Below are 19295 nucleotides of genomic sequence, written 5' to 3'. Positions count from 1 at the left end.
CCCTGACTTCGTCCCGGCCCAGTCACCGGTCGCGAACGACCACGAACGCACGGTGGCGACGCTGGAGGAACTCGCCGAGTCCGCCGTGGAACTGGCCGACGTCCGCCCCGGCCCCCTGGGCACCCTCGACGTCTACGTCTTCGCCGACGGCACCACCCTCTGCATGACCCCGGGCCACCGCGAAACCGCCGAACGCCTCGCGGCAGCGCTCCGGGCCGGGGAGACCCCGTTCCTCCTGGGCGGCTCGGGCGTCTCCGGCGCCTACACGCTGACCTTCGCGTGCGGCCAGGAGAACGTGTACATCCTGGCGGACAGGGTCATAGCGTCACTTTGATTGTCGACTGCGAGCCGGTGGGGGCTGGTCGCGCAGTTCCCCGCGCCCCTAAAAGAACACGGCGGGCCTGCGTTTTTCAGGCGCGCAACTCCCCGGGCCCCGAAAAGACACGGCGAGCGTACGTCTTTAGGGGCGCGGGGCTGTGTCAATTTGCGGCTCCGCCGCGCGGGCGCGACCAGCCACGACGCACCGCAAGCCGCCGACGCACCTCAGACCCCCGCCCTCTTCTGCGCCTCCGCGACCAACCCCAACGCCTCATCAACTTCGGCGTCATTCACCAGCACGAGCGCGAAGTCATGCACGGCAACGGTGATTTGGTCGGCGGCAGCAAACATCCCCGCGTCAGGCATCTCCCGAGGCTCCACCCCGGGCTCCTCCGCCAACTGCGCTCGCCGGGTCATTTCCCTGGCCAGCGCCAGCGCCTCCGCGGCAGCGCCCCTCTGCAAACGACTCTGCGGCGCAGCCCTGAGCCGGTCCGCGAAGTGATCCACCGCTTGAGTCAACCGCGTCGTATCCACCACGCCGCGAGACTACGCGCCGTACCGGGACTGTTGCCAACGGGCGAACGCTCAGGCACGGTGACTTGAAGGACCGGCTTACACCCCATGCGTCCGGAGGCGCCGATGTCCCAAGTGTTCTCCCAGGAGACCCACCGTAATCTGCTCGCCCGCATCCCCCACTGCACCGGTCGTGAAGTGTCCGACTGGCTGCGCACCGTCGACGAAGGCCCCGCCCTCTTCCGCTTCGAGGAGAAGGTCAGCTGGCTCCGCGCCGAGCACGACCTCGCGTACGGCCACGCCAAGGCGATCATTCACGAGTACGACCTGAGGAGGGCCGCGCGCAAACTGCTCTAGGCGCGCACCACAGACCGACCCGTCACGGACACGGACATGACGAAGGGCCCCGGGAGTGAACCCGGGGCCCTTTCGCGCAAACGGGCGGAGCTGCCTGCCGCCGTACCGCCGCTAGTTGTTGCTGTTGAGGATCGAGATGAGCCGCAGGAACTCCATGTAGATCCACACCAGCGTCAGCGTGAGCCCGAAGGCCGCGAGCCAGGCCTCTTCCTTGGGCGCGCCGTAGGCGATCCCGTCCTCGACCTGTTTGAAGTCGAGGGCGAGGAAGCACGCGCCGAGGATGATGCCGACGACGCCGAAGAAGATGCCGAGCGGGCCGCTGCGGAAGCCGAGGCCGTCACCGCCGCCGAACACCGCGAACAGCAGGTTCACGACCATCAGCAGCACGAAGCCGAGCGCGGCCGCCATCACGAAGCCGTAGAACCGGCGGTTCACGCGGATCCAGCCCGCGCGGTACGCGATGAGGACGCCGGCGAAGACCGCCATCGTGCCGATCACGGCCTGCATGGCCGCGCCGCTCGCGATGCGGTTGTCGACGACGCTGGAGACGACGCCGAGGAAGACGCCTTCCAGTGCGGCGTACGACAGGATCAGCGCCGGGACGGGCTTGCGCTTGAAGGACTGGACGAACGCCAGCACCATCGCGATCAGCGCGGCGCCGATCCCGATGCCGTACGAACGGTTGATGTTGGCGTCGTCGACCGGGAGCAGCGCCCAGGCGAGGGCGGCCGTCACGATCAGCGTGCCGAGGGTGGTGCCGGTGCGCAGGACCACGTCGTCCATGGTCATCCGGCCGGTGGTGGCCGGGGCCTGCGGCGGTGCACCCTGCTGAAGGTCCTGCTGGGCGTACGGGTTCTGCGCGTACGGGTTACCGCCCGCGTAGGGGTTGCCCTGCGTCCCCACGGCGGGGCCCCCGGCCTGCGGCGCGGTGTTGAAGCCCGCGTAGCCGTTGTCGCGGCTGAACCCCCGTCGCGAGAAGACCGGGTTTCTGCTCCTCATTTCACTCCTCCATGGCCGCCTCGCGCGGCCTTGGGCTCAAGAGTAATAGGTAGGCAAAGGATTGACCCTACCTCTTGGGGAGGATCTTCCCCTCGTCCTGCCACGGTACGCGGTGGATCGCACGCCGTGCGAACACTGGTACCAAGCCGTGACGACCCCCTTAGAGCCCCCTTATCCCCGCCCGTCTGCCTGTTCATCGAGAGGGAACCCGGTGTACGCCTCGGCAAGATCCGTCTCGGCCGCCCGCGAGGTCGCGATCCGCTCCAGCCGGGCCAGCTGGAGCCGCCCCTCGAAGGCCGTCGCGTCGGGCGCGCGGTGCAGGAGGCTCGTCATGTCGTAGGAGAACCGCTCGGCCTGCCACACCCGCCGCAGACAGGTGGCGGAGTACGCGTCGAGCCGTTCCTCGCTTCCCGTCTCCTTCTTGTACGTCAGTGCCCTCGCGAAGGTGACGACGTCGCCGACTGCGAGGTTGAGCCCTTTGGCCCCGGTCGGCGGGACGATGTGCGCGGCGTCGCCGGCGAGGAAGAGCCGCCCGTACCGCATGGGCTCGTGGACGTACGAACGCATCGGGGTGACGGACTTCTGGGTGATGGGACCGCGGTCGAGCCGCCAGTCGTCGTCCGTCTCGAACCGGCGCTCCAGTTCGCCCCAGATGTCGTCGTCGCTCCACTTCTCGGCGTCCGCGCCCTCCTCCACCTGGAGGTAGAGACGGGAGACGGACGGGGAGCGCATCGAGAGGAGGGCGAAGCCGCGCTCGTGGCGGGCGTAGACCAGCTCGTCGTGGGAGGGCGCGACGTCGGCGAGGATGCCGAGCCAGGCGTAGGGGTACGACCGTTCGAAGACGCGGGTGAGTTCGGCGGGGATCGCGTTGCGGGCGACGCCCCAGAAGCCGTCGCACCCGACGACGTAGTCGCAGTCGAGGACGTCCTCGCGGCCCTGGTGCCGGAAGCGGACGCGGGGGCGGCCGGTGTCCGCGCCCTCCACCTCCAAGGCCTCCGCCTCGAACAACAGCGGCCCGCCGTCCGCGAGTTGAAGGGCGATCAGGTCCTTGCACACCTCGGTCTGCGCGTAGACCGTGACGCTCCGGCCGCCGGTGAGGGCCGGGAAGTCCACCCGGTGCCGCTTCCGGTCGAACCGCAGCTCGATCCCGTCGTGCCGCAGCCCCTCCCGGTCCATCCGCTCACCGGCGCCGGCCGCCCGCAGCACGTCGACCGTGCCCTGCTCCAGGATCCCGGCCCGCTGCCGGTGCTCGACGTACTCCCGGTCCCGGCTCTCCAGCACGACCGAGTCGATCCCGGCGTTGTGCAGCAACCGGGCGAGCAGGAGCCCGGCGGGGCCGGCTCCGATGATGCCGACGGTGGTACGCATCGGACGTTCCCTTCGGGCGTGGGCCGCTCAGCTGATGTTCGTCTGGGCTCAGCCAATGTTCGTCTGGTGAAATTCTCTTCACCTTGCCAGTACGCCTCAAGTCTCCGACCGCACGGGTTACCTGTCAACGGTCAGGGAGGGGGTGACGAGGGTTGTCGAGGGGCGCTACGGCGACTCACCGCACCCACCAGTCACCGCCAGTCACGCTCGGTAACTGCGATGGTGCCCGGAGCCGGACTTGAACCGGCACGCCCGCGAAGGGGCAGCGAGGTTTAAGCTCGCCGTGTCTGCATTCCACCATCCGGGCAGGCCGTGGGCTCCGCATCGAGGTCACGAGCCTATCGGGACGCGCGTCCCCAACAGCGGGCAGGCGGACCGATGTTGTCTTATTTTATTGGCGCCTGAGGGTGCATCAGACCACGGAATGCGCCATCAGCACTTGCCAACAGCCTTGCGTGCGATCTGGGGCCTCGTATGCGGAATGACGGAATTTCACCGCCCGAACGAGGGTGCTCCACCGGTTCTTGACGTGATCGTTCACAGCGGCGGGCCCAGGCGCCGTCCCGGGGGGCGTCTCGGGGGTGGCCCTCATCCCCAGGTATGACACCGCTGAGCGCAGTCCGACTGAAGGCTGCCCCCGGAACCGGAACAGCGGCTGACTACACGGCGCGATGGGGCCGAGAGGATGGGTGGCGTATCCAGCAATACCGTCGTCCCGACAGGAGCACCCTCCGTGACCACCACCCCCATCGCCGACCGGACCACCTCCGTGGCCGCGCGTGCCACGGATCTTTCCAAGATCTACGGACAGGGCGAGACCCAGGTGGTCGCCCTCGACCGGGTCTCGATCGCCTTCCGGCAGGCCGAGTTCACCGCGATCATGGGCCCCTCGGGGTCCGGCAAGTCCACGCTGATGCACTGCGTGGCCGGCCTGGACACCTTCTCGTCCGGTTCCGTGCGCATCGGTGACACCGAGCTGGGCTCCCTGAAGGACAAGCAGCTCACGAAGTTGCGCCGGGACAAGATCGGTTTCATCTTCCAGGCGTTCAACCTGCTGCCGACACTGACGGCCCTGGAGAACATCACGCTCCCGATGGACATCGCGGGCCGCAAGCCGGACAAGCATTGGCTGGACTCGGTGATCACGATGATCGGTCTCGCCGACCGGCTGAAGCACCGGCCCTCCGAGCTCTCCGGCGGCCAGCAGCAACGCGTCGCCGTGGCGCGGGCGTTGGCCTCCCGCCCCGACATCATCTTCGGCGACGAGCCGACCGGAAACCTCGACTCGCGCTCCGGCGCGGAGGTGCTGGGCTTCCTCCGCAACTCCGTAAGGGAGCTGGGGCAGACGGTGGTCATGGTGACCCACGACCCGGTGGCGGCGGCGTACGCGGACCGGGTGGTCTTCCTCGCGGACGGCCGCATCGTCGACGAGGTCTACGAGCCGACGGCGGACTCGGTCCTCGACCGCATGAAGCAGTTCGACGCGAAGGGCCGCACCAGCTGACCAGCTCCGGTCGCATCGCCTGACGGCCCGTCAATTCGGCGCCGGGGCCGTCGAGTTCACCGCCCGGACAGCAGCCTTCGCCGCCCCGGCCTCTGGCCTCCGGTCTCACCGTCGGGGTTTCGACTCCGCCGCCCCAGACCCGACTTCGCCACCCCGGCACCCGGCTTCACCACCGGGAAGCCCGACCTCACCGCCCGGGCAACTGACTTCGCAGCCCCAGCACCCAACTCCACCGCCCCGGCCACGATTTCAAAGCCCTGGCTCCCGACCTCACTGCCGAGGCCGTCAACTCCGCCGCCCAGGGCCCGACTTCACCGCCCAGGCACCCGACTCCGCCGCCCGGCTCACCCCTCGTAGACCTGGACTGAGTAGACCCATGTTCCGTACCGCCTTGCGCAACGTACTCGCGCACAAGGCCCGGCTCCTCATGACCGTGCTCGCCGTGATGCTCGGCGTCGCGTTCGTGTCGGGGACCCTGGTCTTCACCAACACCATCTCGAACGCCTTCCAGAACAGCTCGGCCAAGGGCTTCGACCAGGTCGACGTGGCCGTCCAGGCCAAGTCCCAGGACGACAAGGGCGACACGGTCGGCAAGACGCCCGAGCTGACCCAGGCCATGCTCGACACCAGCGCCAAGGTGCCGGGGGCCGCGTCCGCGACCGGGGTCGTCAACGGATTCACCGCCATCGCCGACAAGAAGGGCAAGCTCATCGGCGGCGGCTTCCAGTCGGAGGGCGGGAATTACTGGGGTGGCAAGGACGCCCGGTATCCCCTCAAGTCCGGTGCCGCACCGCATGGTTCGGGTGAGGTCGCCATCGACTCCGAGACCGCGAAGCGCGCCGGGTACAAGGTCGGCGACACCGTGCGCATCTCCGTCGACGGCCCCGTCCTGACCCCGAAGATCACCGGCATCTTCACCACCGACGACGGCAACGTCGCCGCCGGCGGCAGCCTCGCCCTCTTCGACACCGCGACCGCGCAGAAGCTGTTCGGCAAGGCGGGCACGTACGACGAGATCGATGTGAAGGCCGCGGCCGGGACCAGTCAGGCCGCGCTGAAGACGCAATTGGACAGCGCCCTGCCGAAGGGCCTCACCGAGACCACCACCGCCAAGAAGCTCGCCGACGACCAGGCCGAGACGATCGCCTCCTCGATGAGCGGGCTCAAGTCGGGGCTGCTGGTCTTCGCCGGCATCGCGCTCTTCGTCGGCACGTTCATCATCGCCAACACCTTCACCATGCTGGTCGCCCAGCGCACCAAGGAACTGGCCCTGTTGCGCGCGGTCGGCGCCTCCCGCCGGCAGGTCACGAGGTCGGTGCTCCTTGAGGCGTTCGTGGTCGGCGCGGTCGCCGCGGTGGCCGGTCTGCTCGCCGGTATCGGCATCGGCGCCGGGCTGCGCGCCCTGATGGGCACGATCGGCGCGACCGTCCCGGACGGCCCGCTGGTCATCACCTCGAACACGGTGCTCAGCGCCCTCGCGGTCGGCATCCTCATCACCATGCTCGCCGCCTGGCTGCCCGGCCGCCGGGCCGCGAAGATCCCGCCGGTCGCCGCGATGAGCAGCGTGCACGCGACGGCCACCACCAAGTCCCTGGTGCTGCGCAACACGCTCGGCGCGCTGTTCTCGGGCGCGGGCATCGCCGTCGTCATCGCGGCCACGACGATGAACGGTTCGGACGGCCAGGCGCCCATGGGGTTCGGAGCCGTCCTGCTGATCATCGGTGTGTTCATCCTGACCCCGCTGCTGTCCCGCCCGCTGATCGCGGCCTCGGCACCGGTCCTGCGGATCTTCGGGATCTCCGGCAAGCTGGCCCGCCAGAACTCGGTGCGCAACCCGCGCCGTACGGCCGCCACCGCCTCCGCGCTGATGATCGGCCTCACGCTCATCACCGGCATGACGGTGATGGCGGGCAGCCTCCAGCAGGCGATCGACAAGATGGCCTCGTCCGCGATCAGCGCCGACTACATCGTCTCGATGGCGAACGGCAACCAGCTCTCCCCGGACGTCGACAAGACCCTCACCACCACCTCCGGCATCACCGCCAGCAGCCCGCTGCGCAACGCCCCCTCGCGCATCGACGGCACGTCCGAGTTCCTGACGGGCGTCAACGGCTCCGCCATCGGCAAGCTCACCGACCTCAAGGTCGACAGCGGCACCTTCAAGGTCGCCGGCACGCAGGTCGTCGTGGACGACGACACCGCCAAGTCCCATGGCTGGAAGGCCGGTTCGACCTTCACCACGCACTACGAGGACGGCAAGGCGCAGCAGCTCACCGTCTCCGCGGTCTACGAGGGCAACGCGCTGATCCAGGGCATCATGCTCGACAACGCGACGCTCGCCCCGCACCAGACCGACCCGGCCGACATGCAGATCCTCGTCAAGACGGCTGACGGCGCGTCGAGTTCGACGAAGGACAGGCTGGAGAAGGCCCTCGGCTCCAACCCGGCCGTCAAGGTCCAGGACAAGAAGGACCTCTCCGACAGCATCGCGCAGGTCTTCACCCTGATCCTCAACATGGTCTACGGCCTGCTCGCCATGGCGGTGATCGTCGCGGTCCTCGGTGTCATCAACACCCTTGCCATGTCGGTCTTCGAGCGCTCGCAGGAGATCGGGATGCTGCGCGCGATAGGCCTCGACCGCAAGGGCATCAAGCGGATGGTCCGCCTGGAGTCCCTGGTCATCTCGCTCTTCGGCGGGGTGCTCGGCATCGGTCTCGGCGTGTTCTTCGGCTGGGCGGCCGGTGAGCTGATCGGCGCGAAGATGGCGACGTACGCACTGGTCGTCCCCTGGGCCCGGATGGCGCTCTTCCTGCTCCTGGCGGGCACGGTCGGCGTCCTGGCCGCGCTGTGGCCGGCCCGGCGCGCGGCGAAGCTGAACATGCTGTCGGCCATCAAGTCCGAGTAGCAGTAAATGAGTTGGGGCCCCGTTCCGGATCGGAACGGGGCCCCAACTCATGTGGTCAGTTCCAGGTGCGGGCGCGCAACGGCACCCCGGAGTTCCCGGAGTCGGGGGTGCGGACGGCCAGGACCTGGTTGACGCCGATGCGGTTGCGCTCGAAGGCGAGCGCGGAGGCCGCCATGTACAGGCGCCAGACGCGGGCCCGGCCGGCCCCGGCGAGCTTGGCCGCGCGGGACCACTCGGCCTCCAGGTTGGCGACCCAGCGGCGCAGGGTGAGCGCGTAGTGCTCGCGGATGACCTCGACGTCGCGCACCTCAAGGCCGGCGCGCTCCAACTGGGTCACGGTGGTGCCGATCGGGGCGAGTTCGCCGTCGGGGAAGACGTAGGAGTCGATGAACTCGTCGATGCTGTACGAGGATTCGTCGCGGTGCGGGCGGCGGGCGATCTGGTGGTTCAGGAGCCGCCCGCCGGGCTTGAGCAGCGAGTGGAGGACCCCCGCGTACTCCAAGTACCGCTCGGCGCCCACGTGTTCGGCCATGCCGATGGAGGAGATGGCGTCGTAGGGCCCGTCGGTGACGTCCCGGTAGTCCTGCACCCGGATCTCCACCTTGTCGGTGAGCCCCTCGCCCGCGACGCGCTTACGGGCGTAGGCCGCCTGTTCCTGCGAGAGGGTCACGCCGACCACGCTCACGCCGTACTCGCGGGCCGCGTGGATCGCCATCGAACCCCAGCCGCAGCCGACGTCGAGGAGTCGCTGACCCGGCGTCAACTCCAGCTTGCGGCAGATGAGTTCGAGCTTGTCGCGCTGGGCGTCCTCCAGGGTGCCGTCCGGGGATTCCCAGTAGGCGCACGAGTAGACCATAGAGGGGCCGAGGACGATCTCGTAGAAGTCGTTGCCGACGTCGTAGTGGTGGCTGATGGCACGTCTGTCGGTGCGTTTGGTGTGGAGGTGGGCCCGGCTGCGGCGGACCTCCTCCGGGGGCGGGGCGGGCGGCAGCGGGAGCCCGGCGAGCTTCACCAGTCCGCGTACGGCGGACCGCACCTCGGGGTCGCGCAGCGCCTGGGTGAGGGTGCGGGCGTCCTCGCCGCGCTCCCACACCAGCTCGGACATCGCGTCGAGGGCGGCGTACAGGTCGCCCTCGATGCCCAGGTCGCCGGAGACCCAGGCGCGTGCCATGCCCAGTTCGCCGGGCTTCCACAGGAGTCGGCGCAGGGCACGGCGATTGCGTACGACCAAGGTCGGCGCATCGGGGGGCCCTGCCTCGGAACCGTCCCAGGCGCGGATGCGCACCGGGATGGGGGTTCCCAGTAGCTGTTCGAAGAGGGATTTGAGCCGCAGCGCGGCATCAGCCATGGCGCACACCTCCGTGACGCGGATCCCGGAATTGTCCATCACTACGTAAACACCGGCCAGGCCCGATCGCAGTCCTGCTTGAGCGTTACGAGTAGGCAAAACAGGTGTAGCCGCCATGTATGGAGGTGTGTGGGATATGCGCGGGAACGCCGAAGGGGCCGCCCGCACCACGGATGGCGGGCGGCCCCTTCGGGGTTACTGCTTCTCGCGTCGTCAGAGGTGACCGGAGGCGGTCAGGAGGCCTTGGCCTTCTCCTCCGTCTTCGCGGCGGCGGCCGGAGCCGGCGCCGGCTTGGCGGCCTCGTAGAACTCCTCGCGGGGGTTCTCCATGGCACCGAGCGACACGACCTCGCGCTTGAGGAACATCGCGAGCGTCCAGTCGGCGAAGACGCGGATCTTGCGGTTCCAGGTCGGCATGGCCAGACCGTGGTAGCCGCGGTGCATGTACCAGGCGAGACGGCCCTTGACCTTGATCTTCACCTTGCCCATGACGATCATCGCGACGCCCTTGTGCAGGCCGAGACCGGCGACCGCACCCTTGTTGGCGTGAGAGTACTCCTTCTGCGGGAAGCCCCGCATACCGGAGATCACGTTGTCGCCGAGGACCTTCGCCTGGCGCAGCGCGTGCTGGGCGTTCGGCGGGCACCAGGCGTTCTCGACGCCGGCCTTGCGGGAGGCGATGTCGGGCACCTGGGCGTTGTCGCCGGCGGCCCAGACGTAGTCGGTGCCGGTGACCTGGAGGGTCGGCTGGGCGTCGACGTGGCCGCGCGGGCCGAGCGGGAGGCCGAAGCGGGAGAGAACGGGGTTCGGCTTGACGCCGGCCGTCCACACGATCGTGTTGGAGTCGACCTCAAGGCCGTTCTTCAGCACGACGTGGCCGTCGACGCAGGAGTCCATCGAGGTCGAGAGGTAGATCTCGATCCCGCGGCTCTCCAGGTGCTCCTTGCCGTAGAGGCCGAGCTTGGGGCCGACCTCCGGGAGGATCTTGTCGGCGGCGTCGACGAGGACGAAGCGCATGTCCTCGCGGGAGACGTTGGTGTAGTACTTGGCCGCGTCCCGGGCCATGTCCTCGACCTCACCGATGGTCTCCGCACCGGCGAAACCGCCGCCGACGAAGACGAAGGTGAGCGCCTTGCGGCGGATCTCCTCGTCGGTGGTGGAGTCGGCCTTGTCGAGCTGCTCAAGGACGTGGTTGCGCAGACCGATGGACTCCTCGATGCCCTTCATGCCGATGCCCTGCTCGGCGAGGCCGGGGATCGGGAAGGTGCGGGAGACCGCGCCCATCGCGATGACGAGGTAGTCGAAAGGCAGCTCGTACGCCTCGCCCACGAGGGGGGCGATCGTGGCGACCTTGCGGTCCTGGTCGATGGTGGTGACCCGGCCGGTGAGGACCTCCGCCTTCGGCAGCACGCGTCGCAACGGGACGACGACGTGCCGAGGGGAGATGCTGCCGGCGGCGGCTTCGGGGAGGAAGGGCTGGTAGGTCATGTACGACCGGGGGTCGACGACCGTGACGGTCGCCTCGCCGTAGCGCATCTTCTTGAGAATGCGCCGAGCTGCGTACAGGCCTACGTACCCACCGCCTACTACGAGGATCCTGGGACGCTCCGTGGTGCTCATGGCATCGAGTATCCACCTGCCTCAGGGGGGTCGCTCGTGCGCCCCTTCACAAGCTTGGGCGGGGGGTGTGTTATCCTCCGCGACTCGCATGATCCAGGTCACTCCGGAGGCGGGGAACCACGGGTCGGTTCGCCCCGTTGTCAAGGCCGCGTGAGCTGCCGCTCTACCCCTTCGGCTCCCCTGGACCACACCTCCACGACACCCTCCCGAAACTCCCCCGAATCACTCCCGCACCACCCCGCCGAACACGCTCCCAGGCCTGCCCGGACCCCGGAAGGGCCAACCGGGGCAGTCTCGTCGTCCAACAGGACAGAATTCCTTGTGAAGAACTTCACGAACTTTCTTGCGGACGTGTTCCGGAGGGGGTCCGCGAGCGCCCCCGCAACCGCTCATACGTTATATGGGCTGCTCAGGAGTTTAATACCGGCGAGTAATAATCCGGGGTCGCAAGGGTCCGGCACAGCCGCTTCTCCCCATACTGAGAAGCATGGCGGTCTACGACACGCTCGGCACGACGTACGCCACGACCCGGCGCCCGGACACCCGCATCGCCGCCCGGATCCACACCGCGCTCAGGGACGCCACGGACGTGATCAACGTGGGCGCGGGCACCGGCTCCTACGAGCCACCGCACACGCTTCTGGCCGTAGAACCCAGCCGGACCATGCTCGCCCAGCGCCCGCCCGGTTCCGCGCCCGCGGCGTGCGCGGTCGCCGAACGCCTCCCGCTGCGCGACGGCGCCGCGGACGCCGTCATGGCCCTGCTGACCGTCCACCACTGGAGCGACCTCGCGGCCGGCCTCGCGGAGCTCCGCCGGGTCGCCCGCCGCCGTGTCCTCGTCCTGACCTGGGACCAGCGGGTCTTCCGCGAGCGGTTCTGGCTCGTGCGCGACTACCTCCCCCAGGCCGCCGCCTACGACGACACCCGCGCCGTCCCCACCGAACGGCTGGCCGCGCTGCTCGGCGGGGCGCGGATGGAGACCGTCCCGGTCCCGCACGACTGCGCGGACGGGTTCGGCGCGGCGTACTGGCGCCGCCCGCACGCCTATCTCGACCCCCAGGTGCGCGCCGGCATCTCGATGCTCGCCCAGACCGGGGAGGACGCCCTCGCCCCCGGCCTGGCGATGCTCCGGGACGACCTCGCGACCGGCCGCTGGCACACCCGGTACGCCGACCTGCTGGCACGCGACACCGTCGACGTCGGCTACCGGCTCCTGGTGGCGGACTTCTGACCTACGGAGGCCAGGTGCACGCCTACGCCAACGGCCGTAAATCCAGGGCGAGTCGGAGATTCGGGAATGAGGGCGCGACGGCCGCACGTTGGCAGCCCCATGACCTCCTCGCCGACCACCATGCGCGCCGTCCAGCTCTCCGCCCCCGGTCCTGTGGAGAACCTGCGGCTGACCACGCTCCCGCTGCCGCCCGAGCGGGACGGCTGGGTGCGTATCCGCGTCGAGGCGTTCGGGCTCAACCGGTCGGAGCTGAAGCTGCGGCTCGGGGTGAGCGAGGGTGTCAGCTTTCCCCGGGTGCCGGGCATCGAGGCCACCGGCACGGTCGACACGGCCCCGGCCGGCAGTGGACTGACTCCCGGGCGGAAGGTCGTCGCGATGATGGGCGACATGGGCCGCACCTACGACGGCGGCTACGCCGAGTACACGTCGGTGCCGCTGTCCCAAGTCATCCCCGTCGACACCGAGTTGCCCTGGGACGTGCTGGGCGCCCTCCCGGAGATGGTGCAGACCGCCTACGGCTCCCTCACCGTCGGCCTGGACCTGCGGCCCGGCCAGACCGTGCTGATCCGGGGCGGCACGTCCTCGGTGGGGCTGGCGGCAGCGGCGCTGGCGACGTGGCGCGGAGCGACGGTGCTGTCCACGACTCGCCGCCCCGATCGCCTGGCTCTGCTGAAGGAGCGGGGCGTCGACCACCCCCTCCTCGACACCGGCGAAGTGGCACCCGCGGTAAGGGAGTTGTACCCGGACGGCGTCGACGCCGCCCTCGATCTCGTCGGCACCCCGACCCTCCCCGACACCCTGCGCGCGGTACGCGTCCACGGCACGGCCTGCTTCGGCGGCAGCCTCTCCAACCAGTGGACGGTGCGGGACTTCTCCCCGAACGAGTACCTGCCGAGGGGAGTCCGCCTGGCGGGCTACTTCGGCGACGCGTCAGACCTGTCCCCGGCGGTCTTCCAGGAGATCCTCGACGCGGTCGCCGCCGGCCAACTCGCCTTCCCCGTCGACCGGGTGTACGACGGGCTGGAGCAAGTACCGCAGGCCCACGAGGACATGGAGCACGACCGGGCCGCAGGGAAGCTGGTGGTCCGGGTCCGGCACTAGCGCCTGTCCGGCTCGCTACTGCCTGCCGCCCTCGGAGACTCCTCCGCGACCTTGAAGGCGATGCCGTCGAGAATCGCCGCTTATCGCGACTCGGCCGCCGTGGAGAAAGCGATCCCGTCCAGGATGTCGTGTTCGCTCACCACGACCTCGCTCGCCCCGACGCGCTCCATGATCGAGAGGAGTACGAGGGCGCCCGCGCCGATGACGTCGACGCGGCCCGGGTGCATGGAGGGGATGGCGGCGCGTTCGGCGTGGGTGGAGCGGAGGAGGGACTCCGTGATCTCGCGGACGCGGTCGTAGGAGACGCGGGAGTGGTGGATGGCCTCGGTGTCGTACTCGGGGAGGTTCTGGGCGATCGCCGAGACCGTGGTGACCGAGCCGGCCAGGCCGACCAGGGTGCGGGCCTCGCGGAGGGGGACCGTCTGTTCGGCGAGGTCGAGGGCGGCCTCGATGTCGGCGCGCATCGCCGTGATCTGGTCCGGGGTGGGCGGGTCGGTGACCTTGCCGTCGCGGACCAGGTGGCGCTCGGTCATGCGGACGCAGCCGATGTCCACGGAGCGGGCGGCGCTGACGGCGTCGTCGCCGACCACGAACTCCGTCGAGCCGCCGCCGATGTCCACCACCAGGTAGGGCTTGGCCAGGTCGTCGCGGCCGGTCAGTTCCTTCGTCGCGCCGGTGAAGGAGAGTTCCGCCTCCTCGTCGCCCGTGATCACCTCCGGCTCCACGCCGAGGATGTCCAGGACCCCGCGGACGAAGTCGTCGCGGTTCGAGGCGTCGCGGGAGGCCGACGTGGCCACGAAGCGGAGGCGTTCGGCGCCGAGTTCCTTGATGATCGCCGCGTAGTCGCGGCAGGCCGCGAACGTGCGCTCCAGCGCCTCGGGGGCCAGGCGCCCGGTCTTGTCCACGCCCTGGCCGAGCCGCACGATCGTCATCCGCCGGTCCAGGTCGACGAGTTCACCGGTCTCCGGGGTCACGTCGGCGACGAGGAGGCGGATCGAGTTCGTACCGCAGTCGACGGCGGCGACACGGGTCACTGGTCGTCCTCCTTCGCCTCGACGGGCTTGTAGGCGAAGTAGCCCGTGCCGTCCTCGCTCGTCTCCGTCTGCCGGCCCTCGCCGGTCGGCGGCACCCCGGGCAGGCTCACGCACGGCCCCTTGGCCCACCACTCCGGCAGCATCGCGATCGCCTCGTCGCCGAGCGGGTTGACGCCCGGGCCCGCGGCCAGGGAGTGGCCCACCAGGACGTGCAGGCACTTCACGCGGTCCGGCATGCCGCCCGCGCTCGGGAAGCCCTCCAGGACCTCGATGGCGTCGCGGCGCGCGATGTAGTCCTCGTGTGCGGCGCGGTACGCGGCGGCGAGTTCCGGGTCCGTCCCCAGCCGCTCCGTCATCTCCTTCATGACGCCGTTCGCCTCAAGGGTGCCGATCGCCGAGGCGGCGCGCGGGCACGTGAGGTAGTACGTCGTCGGGAAGGGGGTGCCGTCGGGGAGGCGCGGGGCCGTCTCCACCACGTCCGGCTGTCCGCACGGGCAACGGTGTGCGATCGCGCGCAGCCCGCGCGGCGGACGCCCGAGCTGCTGCTTGAAGGCCTCGACGTCCGCGACGGTGGGCTCGGTGCGCGGGGTGGGCGGCGGGGGCGTTTCCATGCCTGTACGAAAGTCTCTCTGTCAGTTCAATTCGGTCCAGCGACTGGGCAGTTCAGTCACCGGTCGGAGGCGTCGGACTTGTCCACGCCGTCCCAGACGTTCGCGTACCACGGGCGGTCGGCCGCCCCCAGTTCCGCGCGCGACTGCTTGGCCGCGTCCGGGTCGATCACGATGTAGCCCGTCTCCCCGGGCATCACGTAGTGCAGCCGCTGCCGGATCTGCTGCTCCGCGTACGAGTCGTCCTGCCAGCGTGCCTTGAGGTCGCGGAGCTGCTCGACGCGCTGCCGCGCCTGCTCCTGCTGCCGCTGGAGATCGGAGATCTCGGCGCGCTGGGAGACGTACTGCCTTATCGGGTACGCCAGCGCCACGATCAGCGAGCACAGCACCAGGGCGAGGAGGGCAGCCCGGCCGGTGAGCCGGGAGCGGCGGGCCTGCCGCTTGGTCTGGGAGCGGTAGACACGGGCCGCCGTCTGCTCGCCGAGCAGCTTGAGCCTGGTCGCGGTGGAGAACCGGTCCCGGTCCTTCACGGCCATGTCCCGCCTCCCCTTCACACGTGCGTACGTCCCCGCACACGGTACGGGACCGGGTGCGGGGACGTACGTACGACTGGCTAAGGATTGACCCCGGTGGGGTCAGCCGTTACTGGTCTCAGCCCTTGAAGCGCGGGAAGGCGCTGCGGCCCGCGTACTCCGCCGCGTCGTCGAGGATCTCCTCGATGCGGAGCAGCTGGTTGTACTTGGCGACGCGGTCCGAGCGGGCCGGGGCGCCGGTCTTGATCTGGCCGCAGTTCACCGCGACGGCGAGGTCGGCGATGGTGGTGTCCTCGGTCTCGCCGGAGCGGTGGGACATCATGCACTTGAAGCCGTTGCGCTGGGCCATCTCGACGGCGTCCAGGGTCTCGGTCAGCGAGCCGATCTGGTTCACCTTGACGAGCAGGGCGTTGGCGGTGCCCTCCTCGATGCCGCGGGCGAGGCGCTCGGGGTTGGTGACGAAGAGGTCGTCGCCGACGATCTGGACCTTGTCGCCGATCTTGTCGGTGATGACCTTCCAGCCGGCCCAGTCGTCCTCGTACAGCGGGTCCTCGATGGAGACGAGCGGGTACGCGGAGACGAGCTCCTCGTAGTACTCGGTCATCTCGGCGGCCGAGCGGGACTTGCCCTCGAACTCGTACTTGCCGTCCTTGTAGAACTCGGACGCGGCGACGTCGAGCGCGAGCCCGATCTGCTCGCCGGGGATGTAACCGGCCTGCTTGATGGCCTCGATGATGAGGTCGAGGGCGGCGCGGTTGGACTCCAGGTTCGGGGCGAAGCCGCCCTCGTCGCCGAGGCCGGTGGACAGGCCCTTGGTCTTCAGCACCTTCTTGAGGGTGTGGTAGACCTCGGCGCCCCAGCGCAGCGCCTCGGAGAAGGACTCCGCGCCGATCGGGGCGATCATGAACTCCTGGATGTCCACGTTCGAGTCGGCGTGCGAGCCGCCGTTCAGGATGTTCATCATCGGAACGGGCAGCAGGTGCGCGTTCGGACCGCCGAGGTAGCGGAAGAGGGGGAGGTCGCTGGCCTCGGACGCGGCGTGCGCGACGGCGAGGGAGACGCCGAGGATGGCGTTGGCGCCGAGCGAGCCCTTGTTGTCGGTGGCGTCCAGGTCGAACATCGCCTGGTCGATCAGGCGCTGCTCGGTGGCGTCGTAGCCGACGAGCTCCGGGCCGATCTGCTCGATGACGGCGAGGACGGCCTTCTCGACACCCTTGCCGCCGTAGCGGTTGGGGTCACCGTCACGCAGCTCGATGGCTTCGAAGGCACCCGTGGAGGCGCCGGACGGAACGGCGGCACGACCCGTGCTGCCGTCGTCGAGGCCGACCTCGACCTCGACCGTGGGGTTGCCTCGGGAGTCCAGGATTTCCCGGGCTACGACGACGTCGATGGACGGCACGAGCATCTCCTTCTTGGGATCTGACGCGGCTACGGCAACACCGCAGCGGCTCTGCGAGACGAGCCTAACCGGCCCGGGGCGATTGGCCATCCGGTCGGCCGCCTGATGGACAGAACCGAGAGTAAATTGTTTCCGAACGGAACAAAAAGTCCCGGCAAGCGGCAGGCATGGGGGCGGGGGCGGCGGACCGGGAACAAAAAAGCCCCGCCCCGGTGCGTACGGGGGAACACGCACCGGAGCGGGGAGCCCGTGGGGGACGGGGGTGACCCTCACGAGGTCTCCATGGTGGAGTCCACGGATGTGAGGGCGCTGTGGTTCAGCTGAGAGCCCTGTATGTCACTTCAGGTGGAGCTGCTGACCCGGGTAGATGAAGTCGGCGTCGTCGATGATGCTCTTGTTCAGCTTGAACAACTGCTGCCAGCCGCCCTTCACCTTGTGCTTCTCGGCGATGGAGCTGAGGGTGTCGCCCTTGACGACCTTGTACTCGCCGTCACCCTTCTTGACCTTCTTGCCGGTCGGGGTGGAGACGGTCTTCTTGGCGGCCGGGCGCTCGGCGGAGCGGGAGGCGGTGGTGTCGCTCGTGGAGCGCTCGGTGGTGCTCTTGGAGGAGCTGGAGCTGTTCGAGCCGCTCGACGAGCTGGAGCCGCCGCCGGAGTAGGAGGCGCTCGACAGGCCGGTGCCACAGGTGGGCCAGGCGCCCTTGCCCTGGGCGGCGAGAACCTTCTCGGCTACGGCTATCTGCTGGGACTTGGAGGCCTGGTTCGCGGTGGAGGCGTAGGCGGTGCCGCCGTACGCGGCCCACGTCGAGGCGGAGAACTGCAGGCCGCCGTAGTAGCCGTTACCGGTGTTGATGGACCAGTTGCCGCCGGACTCGCAGCTGGCGACCGTGTCCCACTCGGACGCGGTGGCGGCGGAGGCGCTGCCGGTCGCCATGAGCGGGGCGGCGATCGCGACACCGGTGACGCCGGCGAGCGTGGCGACGCGGGTGGCCTTGGACGGACGGCGGTGCTTGCCCTTGCTGGAAAACAGCATGGAAAATCCCAATCCCCTCACCGACGCCTGCGAGGTGAGCTGTCGGGTTCGGGCCGTGTGAGTTGCCCGGCCGCGACTCGTACGTCTCGTACGAGGCGCGACTTAACCCCAAGCCGGTTCCGGTCGTCTCTCGACTCCCGGGCCCGGCGCTTACCTTGGGTCCCCCGCTCCTGCCTACGGCGCTTGACGCGACGACTGTTCCCGGAGGCCGCTGGCAGGACTCGGCGTGTGCGGCAACCGGGGCTCGTGGTGACGAGCGGCCTCGACCGTAGACAGGGAATCGGCGGAATTTCAAAGACGATCAGGGCTTCTGAGACTCATCCCACACTTTGATCAAACCGGACATTCGGCTCGAAGCATGACGTGAACTCCCGCCGCTCGCTTGCTACTTTTCGTCCGCTTCCGTACCGACGTCCAAGGTCTGACCGGCGGCGATCTGGGTCGGATCGGCGCCTATCACCTTTTTGTTCTCGGCGTAGAGCGCACGCCATCCGCCGTCGTAGCCAAGGGAGTCGGCGATGGACGCGAGGGAGTCGCCGGCGCGGACGGTGTAGGTCTGCGGCGACACGCTTTCCTCGGCACTGGCCCCGCGATGCTTGCCGACGGTCTGCTGACTGGCCTGCTGCCCGCCCTGCTGGTCGTCGGAATCGTCGAGCGCGCCCGTGTCGACGAGGCTCCACTTGCCCACCGCCTGGGCCGAGTTGTCCGATTCGTCGATTTTGGGGGAGGCGGCGACCGAGCCGTTGCCGGTCGAAGGGGTGGTGGACTTGTCGGACTTGGCGGAGTTGTCCGTCGCGGTGGGCGAGGGGCTGGCCGAGGAGTCACTGCCGGAGTCACCGGACGCGTCGGACGAAGTCGAGTCCGTGGTGCCGGAGTCGGACAACCCGGAGGAAGCGGACGAGTCGGACGAGTCCGAGGAATCGGAACCGGAGGAGTCGGTCGGGCCGGCCGACGGGGAGTCACTCGCGAGGCCGGTGTCGACGTTCGTCGAACCCGAGGTCGTGGTGAGACCGGAGAGCAGCGCGCAGGTGGTCCACGCGGAGGTGCCCTTGTCGTCGAGGACCTTCTCGGCGACGGCTATCTGCTGGGAGCGGCTGGCCAGGTCGGCGCTCGGGGCGTAGGCGAGGCCGCCGTACTTCTCCCATTCGTCCTGGGTCATCTGCAGGCCGCCGTAGTAGCCGTTGCCGTCGTTCATGCTCCAGGAGCCGCCGCTCTCGCAGTTGGCCACCCTGTCCCAGGTGGTGCCGTCGGCGGCGTTCGCGGAGGCGGCCCCGAGGAGGGGGATGGCGATGGCGGAGCCGGTCACCCCGGCCGCGACGAGGAGAGCCGGAGCCTGACGGGGGCGACGGTGACGACCGTTCCCGGAGAGCATGCGGAGGCCTTTCGCGTGACAGCGGGGGGACCGCGCGGCGGAAGGCCTCCGCAT

Annotated in this window: 16 protein-coding genes, 1 tRNA gene, 1 pseudogene and 1 riboswitch; of the genes and pseudogenes, 6 read left to right on the top strand and 12 right to left on the bottom strand. The window is 69.3% G+C overall.

The genetic code is table 11. The features are described from left to right. Window positions 1–334: pseudogene (locus AC31A1_RS25190) on the top strand (hypothetical protein); the annotation flags it as partial. A 209-nt stretch (window positions 335–543) separates the two neighbouring features. Here AC31A1_RS25190 and AC31A1_RS25185 read toward each other — a convergent pair. Continuing rightward, window positions 544–825 (bottom strand): hypothetical protein, encoded by a 282-nt coding sequence (locus AC31A1_RS25185; protein ID WP_489655498.1) that lies wholly within the window; start codon window positions 823–825, stop codon window positions 544–546. A gap of 132 nt (window positions 826–957) precedes the next feature. Here AC31A1_RS25185 and AC31A1_RS25180 point away from each other — a divergent pair, with 132 nt between their 5' ends. After that, entirely contained in the window at window positions 958–1188 is a 231-nt protein-coding gene (locus AC31A1_RS25180; RefSeq protein ID WP_026178224.1) for a DUF4287 domain-containing protein, read from the top strand. Between the two features lie 111 nt (window positions 1189–1299). Here AC31A1_RS25180 and AC31A1_RS25175 read toward each other — a convergent pair whose 3' ends face one another. The 3 genes from AC31A1_RS25175 to AC31A1_RS25165 form a co-directional block, all read right to left on the bottom strand. Beyond that, entirely contained in the window at window positions 1300–2187 is an 888-nt protein-coding gene (locus AC31A1_RS25175) for a Bax inhibitor-1/YccA family protein (protein ID WP_393751946.1), read from the bottom strand. 171 nt (window positions 2188–2358) lie between these two features. Beyond that, the gene (locus tag AC31A1_RS25170; protein WP_489655497.1) at window positions 2359–3555 is read right to left on the bottom strand and encodes a 4-hydroxybenzoate 3-monooxygenase; all 1197 of its coding nucleotides are present in this window, start codon (window positions 3553–3555) and stop codon (window positions 2359–2361) included. A gap of 220 nt (window positions 3556–3775) precedes the next feature. Further along, a tRNA-Leu gene (locus tag AC31A1_RS25165) sits at window positions 3776–3862 on the bottom strand. A 426-nt stretch (window positions 3863–4288) separates the two neighbouring features. On the opposite strand from AC31A1_RS25165, the gene AC31A1_RS25160 reads away from it, so the two are divergent. Together AC31A1_RS25160 and AC31A1_RS25155 are read left to right on the top strand one after the other, a co-directional pair. Further along, entirely contained in the window at window positions 4289–5059 is a 771-nt protein-coding gene (locus AC31A1_RS25160) for an ABC transporter ATP-binding protein (RefSeq protein WP_489655496.1), read from the top strand. 376 nt (window positions 5060–5435) lie between these two features. Continuing rightward, complete coding sequence (locus AC31A1_RS25155; RefSeq protein ID WP_489655495.1) at window positions 5436–7964, top strand: ABC transporter permease; 2529 nt, start codon at window positions 5436–5438, stop codon at window positions 7962–7964. Between the two features lie 55 nt (window positions 7965–8019). Here AC31A1_RS25155 and AC31A1_RS25150 read toward each other — a convergent pair whose 3' ends face one another. Then, window positions 8020–9312 carry a class I SAM-dependent methyltransferase gene (locus AC31A1_RS25150; protein WP_489655494.1) on the bottom strand — a complete coding sequence of 431 codons (1293 nt, stop codon included), beginning with the start codon at window positions 9310–9312 and terminating at the stop codon, window positions 8020–8022. 233 nt (window positions 9313–9545) lie between these two features. Beyond that, window positions 9546–10931, bottom strand: coding sequence for an NAD(P)/FAD-dependent oxidoreductase (locus AC31A1_RS25145; RefSeq protein WP_405840779.1), 1386 nt, complete (start codon window positions 10929–10931; stop codon window positions 9546–9548). Between the two features lie 487 nt (window positions 10932–11418). On the opposite strand from AC31A1_RS25145, the gene AC31A1_RS25140 reads away from it, so the two are divergent. Beyond that, on the top strand, window positions 11419–12162 hold the full coding sequence (locus tag AC31A1_RS25140) for a class I SAM-dependent methyltransferase (RefSeq protein ID WP_489655493.1): 744 nt from the start codon (window positions 11419–11421) through the stop codon (window positions 12160–12162). A gap of 99 nt (window positions 12163–12261) precedes the next feature. Next, complete coding sequence (locus tag AC31A1_RS25135) at window positions 12262–13263, top strand: zinc-binding dehydrogenase (protein ID WP_489655492.1); 1002 nt, start codon at window positions 12262–12264, stop codon at window positions 13261–13263. Window positions 13264–13343: 80 nt separating this feature from the next. On the opposite strand, the gene AC31A1_RS25130 is transcribed toward AC31A1_RS25135, so the two are convergent. The 6 genes from AC31A1_RS25130 to AC31A1_RS25105 form a co-directional block, all read right to left on the bottom strand. Beyond that, window positions 13344–14297: a Ppx/GppA phosphatase family protein gene (locus tag AC31A1_RS25130; protein ID WP_489655491.1), complete on the bottom strand. Its 954-nt coding sequence runs from the start codon at window positions 14295–14297 to the stop codon at window positions 13344–13346. Beyond that, window positions 14294–14908, bottom strand: a complete 615-nt coding sequence (locus AC31A1_RS25125) for a DUF501 domain-containing protein (protein ID WP_489655490.1) — start codon at window positions 14906–14908, stop codon at window positions 14294–14296. The genes AC31A1_RS25130 and AC31A1_RS25125 overlap by 4 nt, the downstream gene beginning before the upstream one ends. A 56-nt stretch (window positions 14909–14964) precedes the next feature. Further along, window positions 14965–15441: an FtsB family cell division protein gene (locus AC31A1_RS25120; protein ID WP_393751966.1), complete on the bottom strand. Its 477-nt coding sequence runs from the start codon at window positions 15439–15441 to the stop codon at window positions 14965–14967. A 115-nt stretch (window positions 15442–15556) separates the two neighbouring features. Further along, complete coding sequence (gene eno, locus AC31A1_RS25115) at window positions 15557–16843, bottom strand: phosphopyruvate hydratase (protein ID WP_489655489.1); 1287 nt, start codon at window positions 16841–16843, stop codon at window positions 15557–15559. A gap of 330 nt (window positions 16844–17173) precedes the next feature. Continuing rightward, window positions 17174–17869, bottom strand: coding sequence for a transglycosylase family protein (locus tag AC31A1_RS25110; RefSeq protein ID WP_489655488.1), 696 nt, complete (start codon window positions 17867–17869; stop codon window positions 17174–17176). A 9-nt stretch (window positions 17870–17878) separates the two neighbouring features. After that, window positions 17879–18061, bottom strand: a riboswitch (cyclic di-AMP (ydaO/yuaA leader). 193 nt (window positions 18062–18254) lie between these two features. Continuing rightward, window positions 18255–19241, bottom strand: a complete 987-nt coding sequence (locus tag AC31A1_RS25105; protein WP_489655487.1) for a transglycosylase family protein — start codon at window positions 19239–19241, stop codon at window positions 18255–18257. Window positions 19242–19295 lie beyond the last annotated feature (54 nt).

This window comes from Streptomyces sp. P5F9, assembly GCF_057961495.1.
The sequence above is the reverse complement of the archived record's forward strand: the minus strand, read 5'-3'. Positions and strand labels throughout refer to the sequence as shown.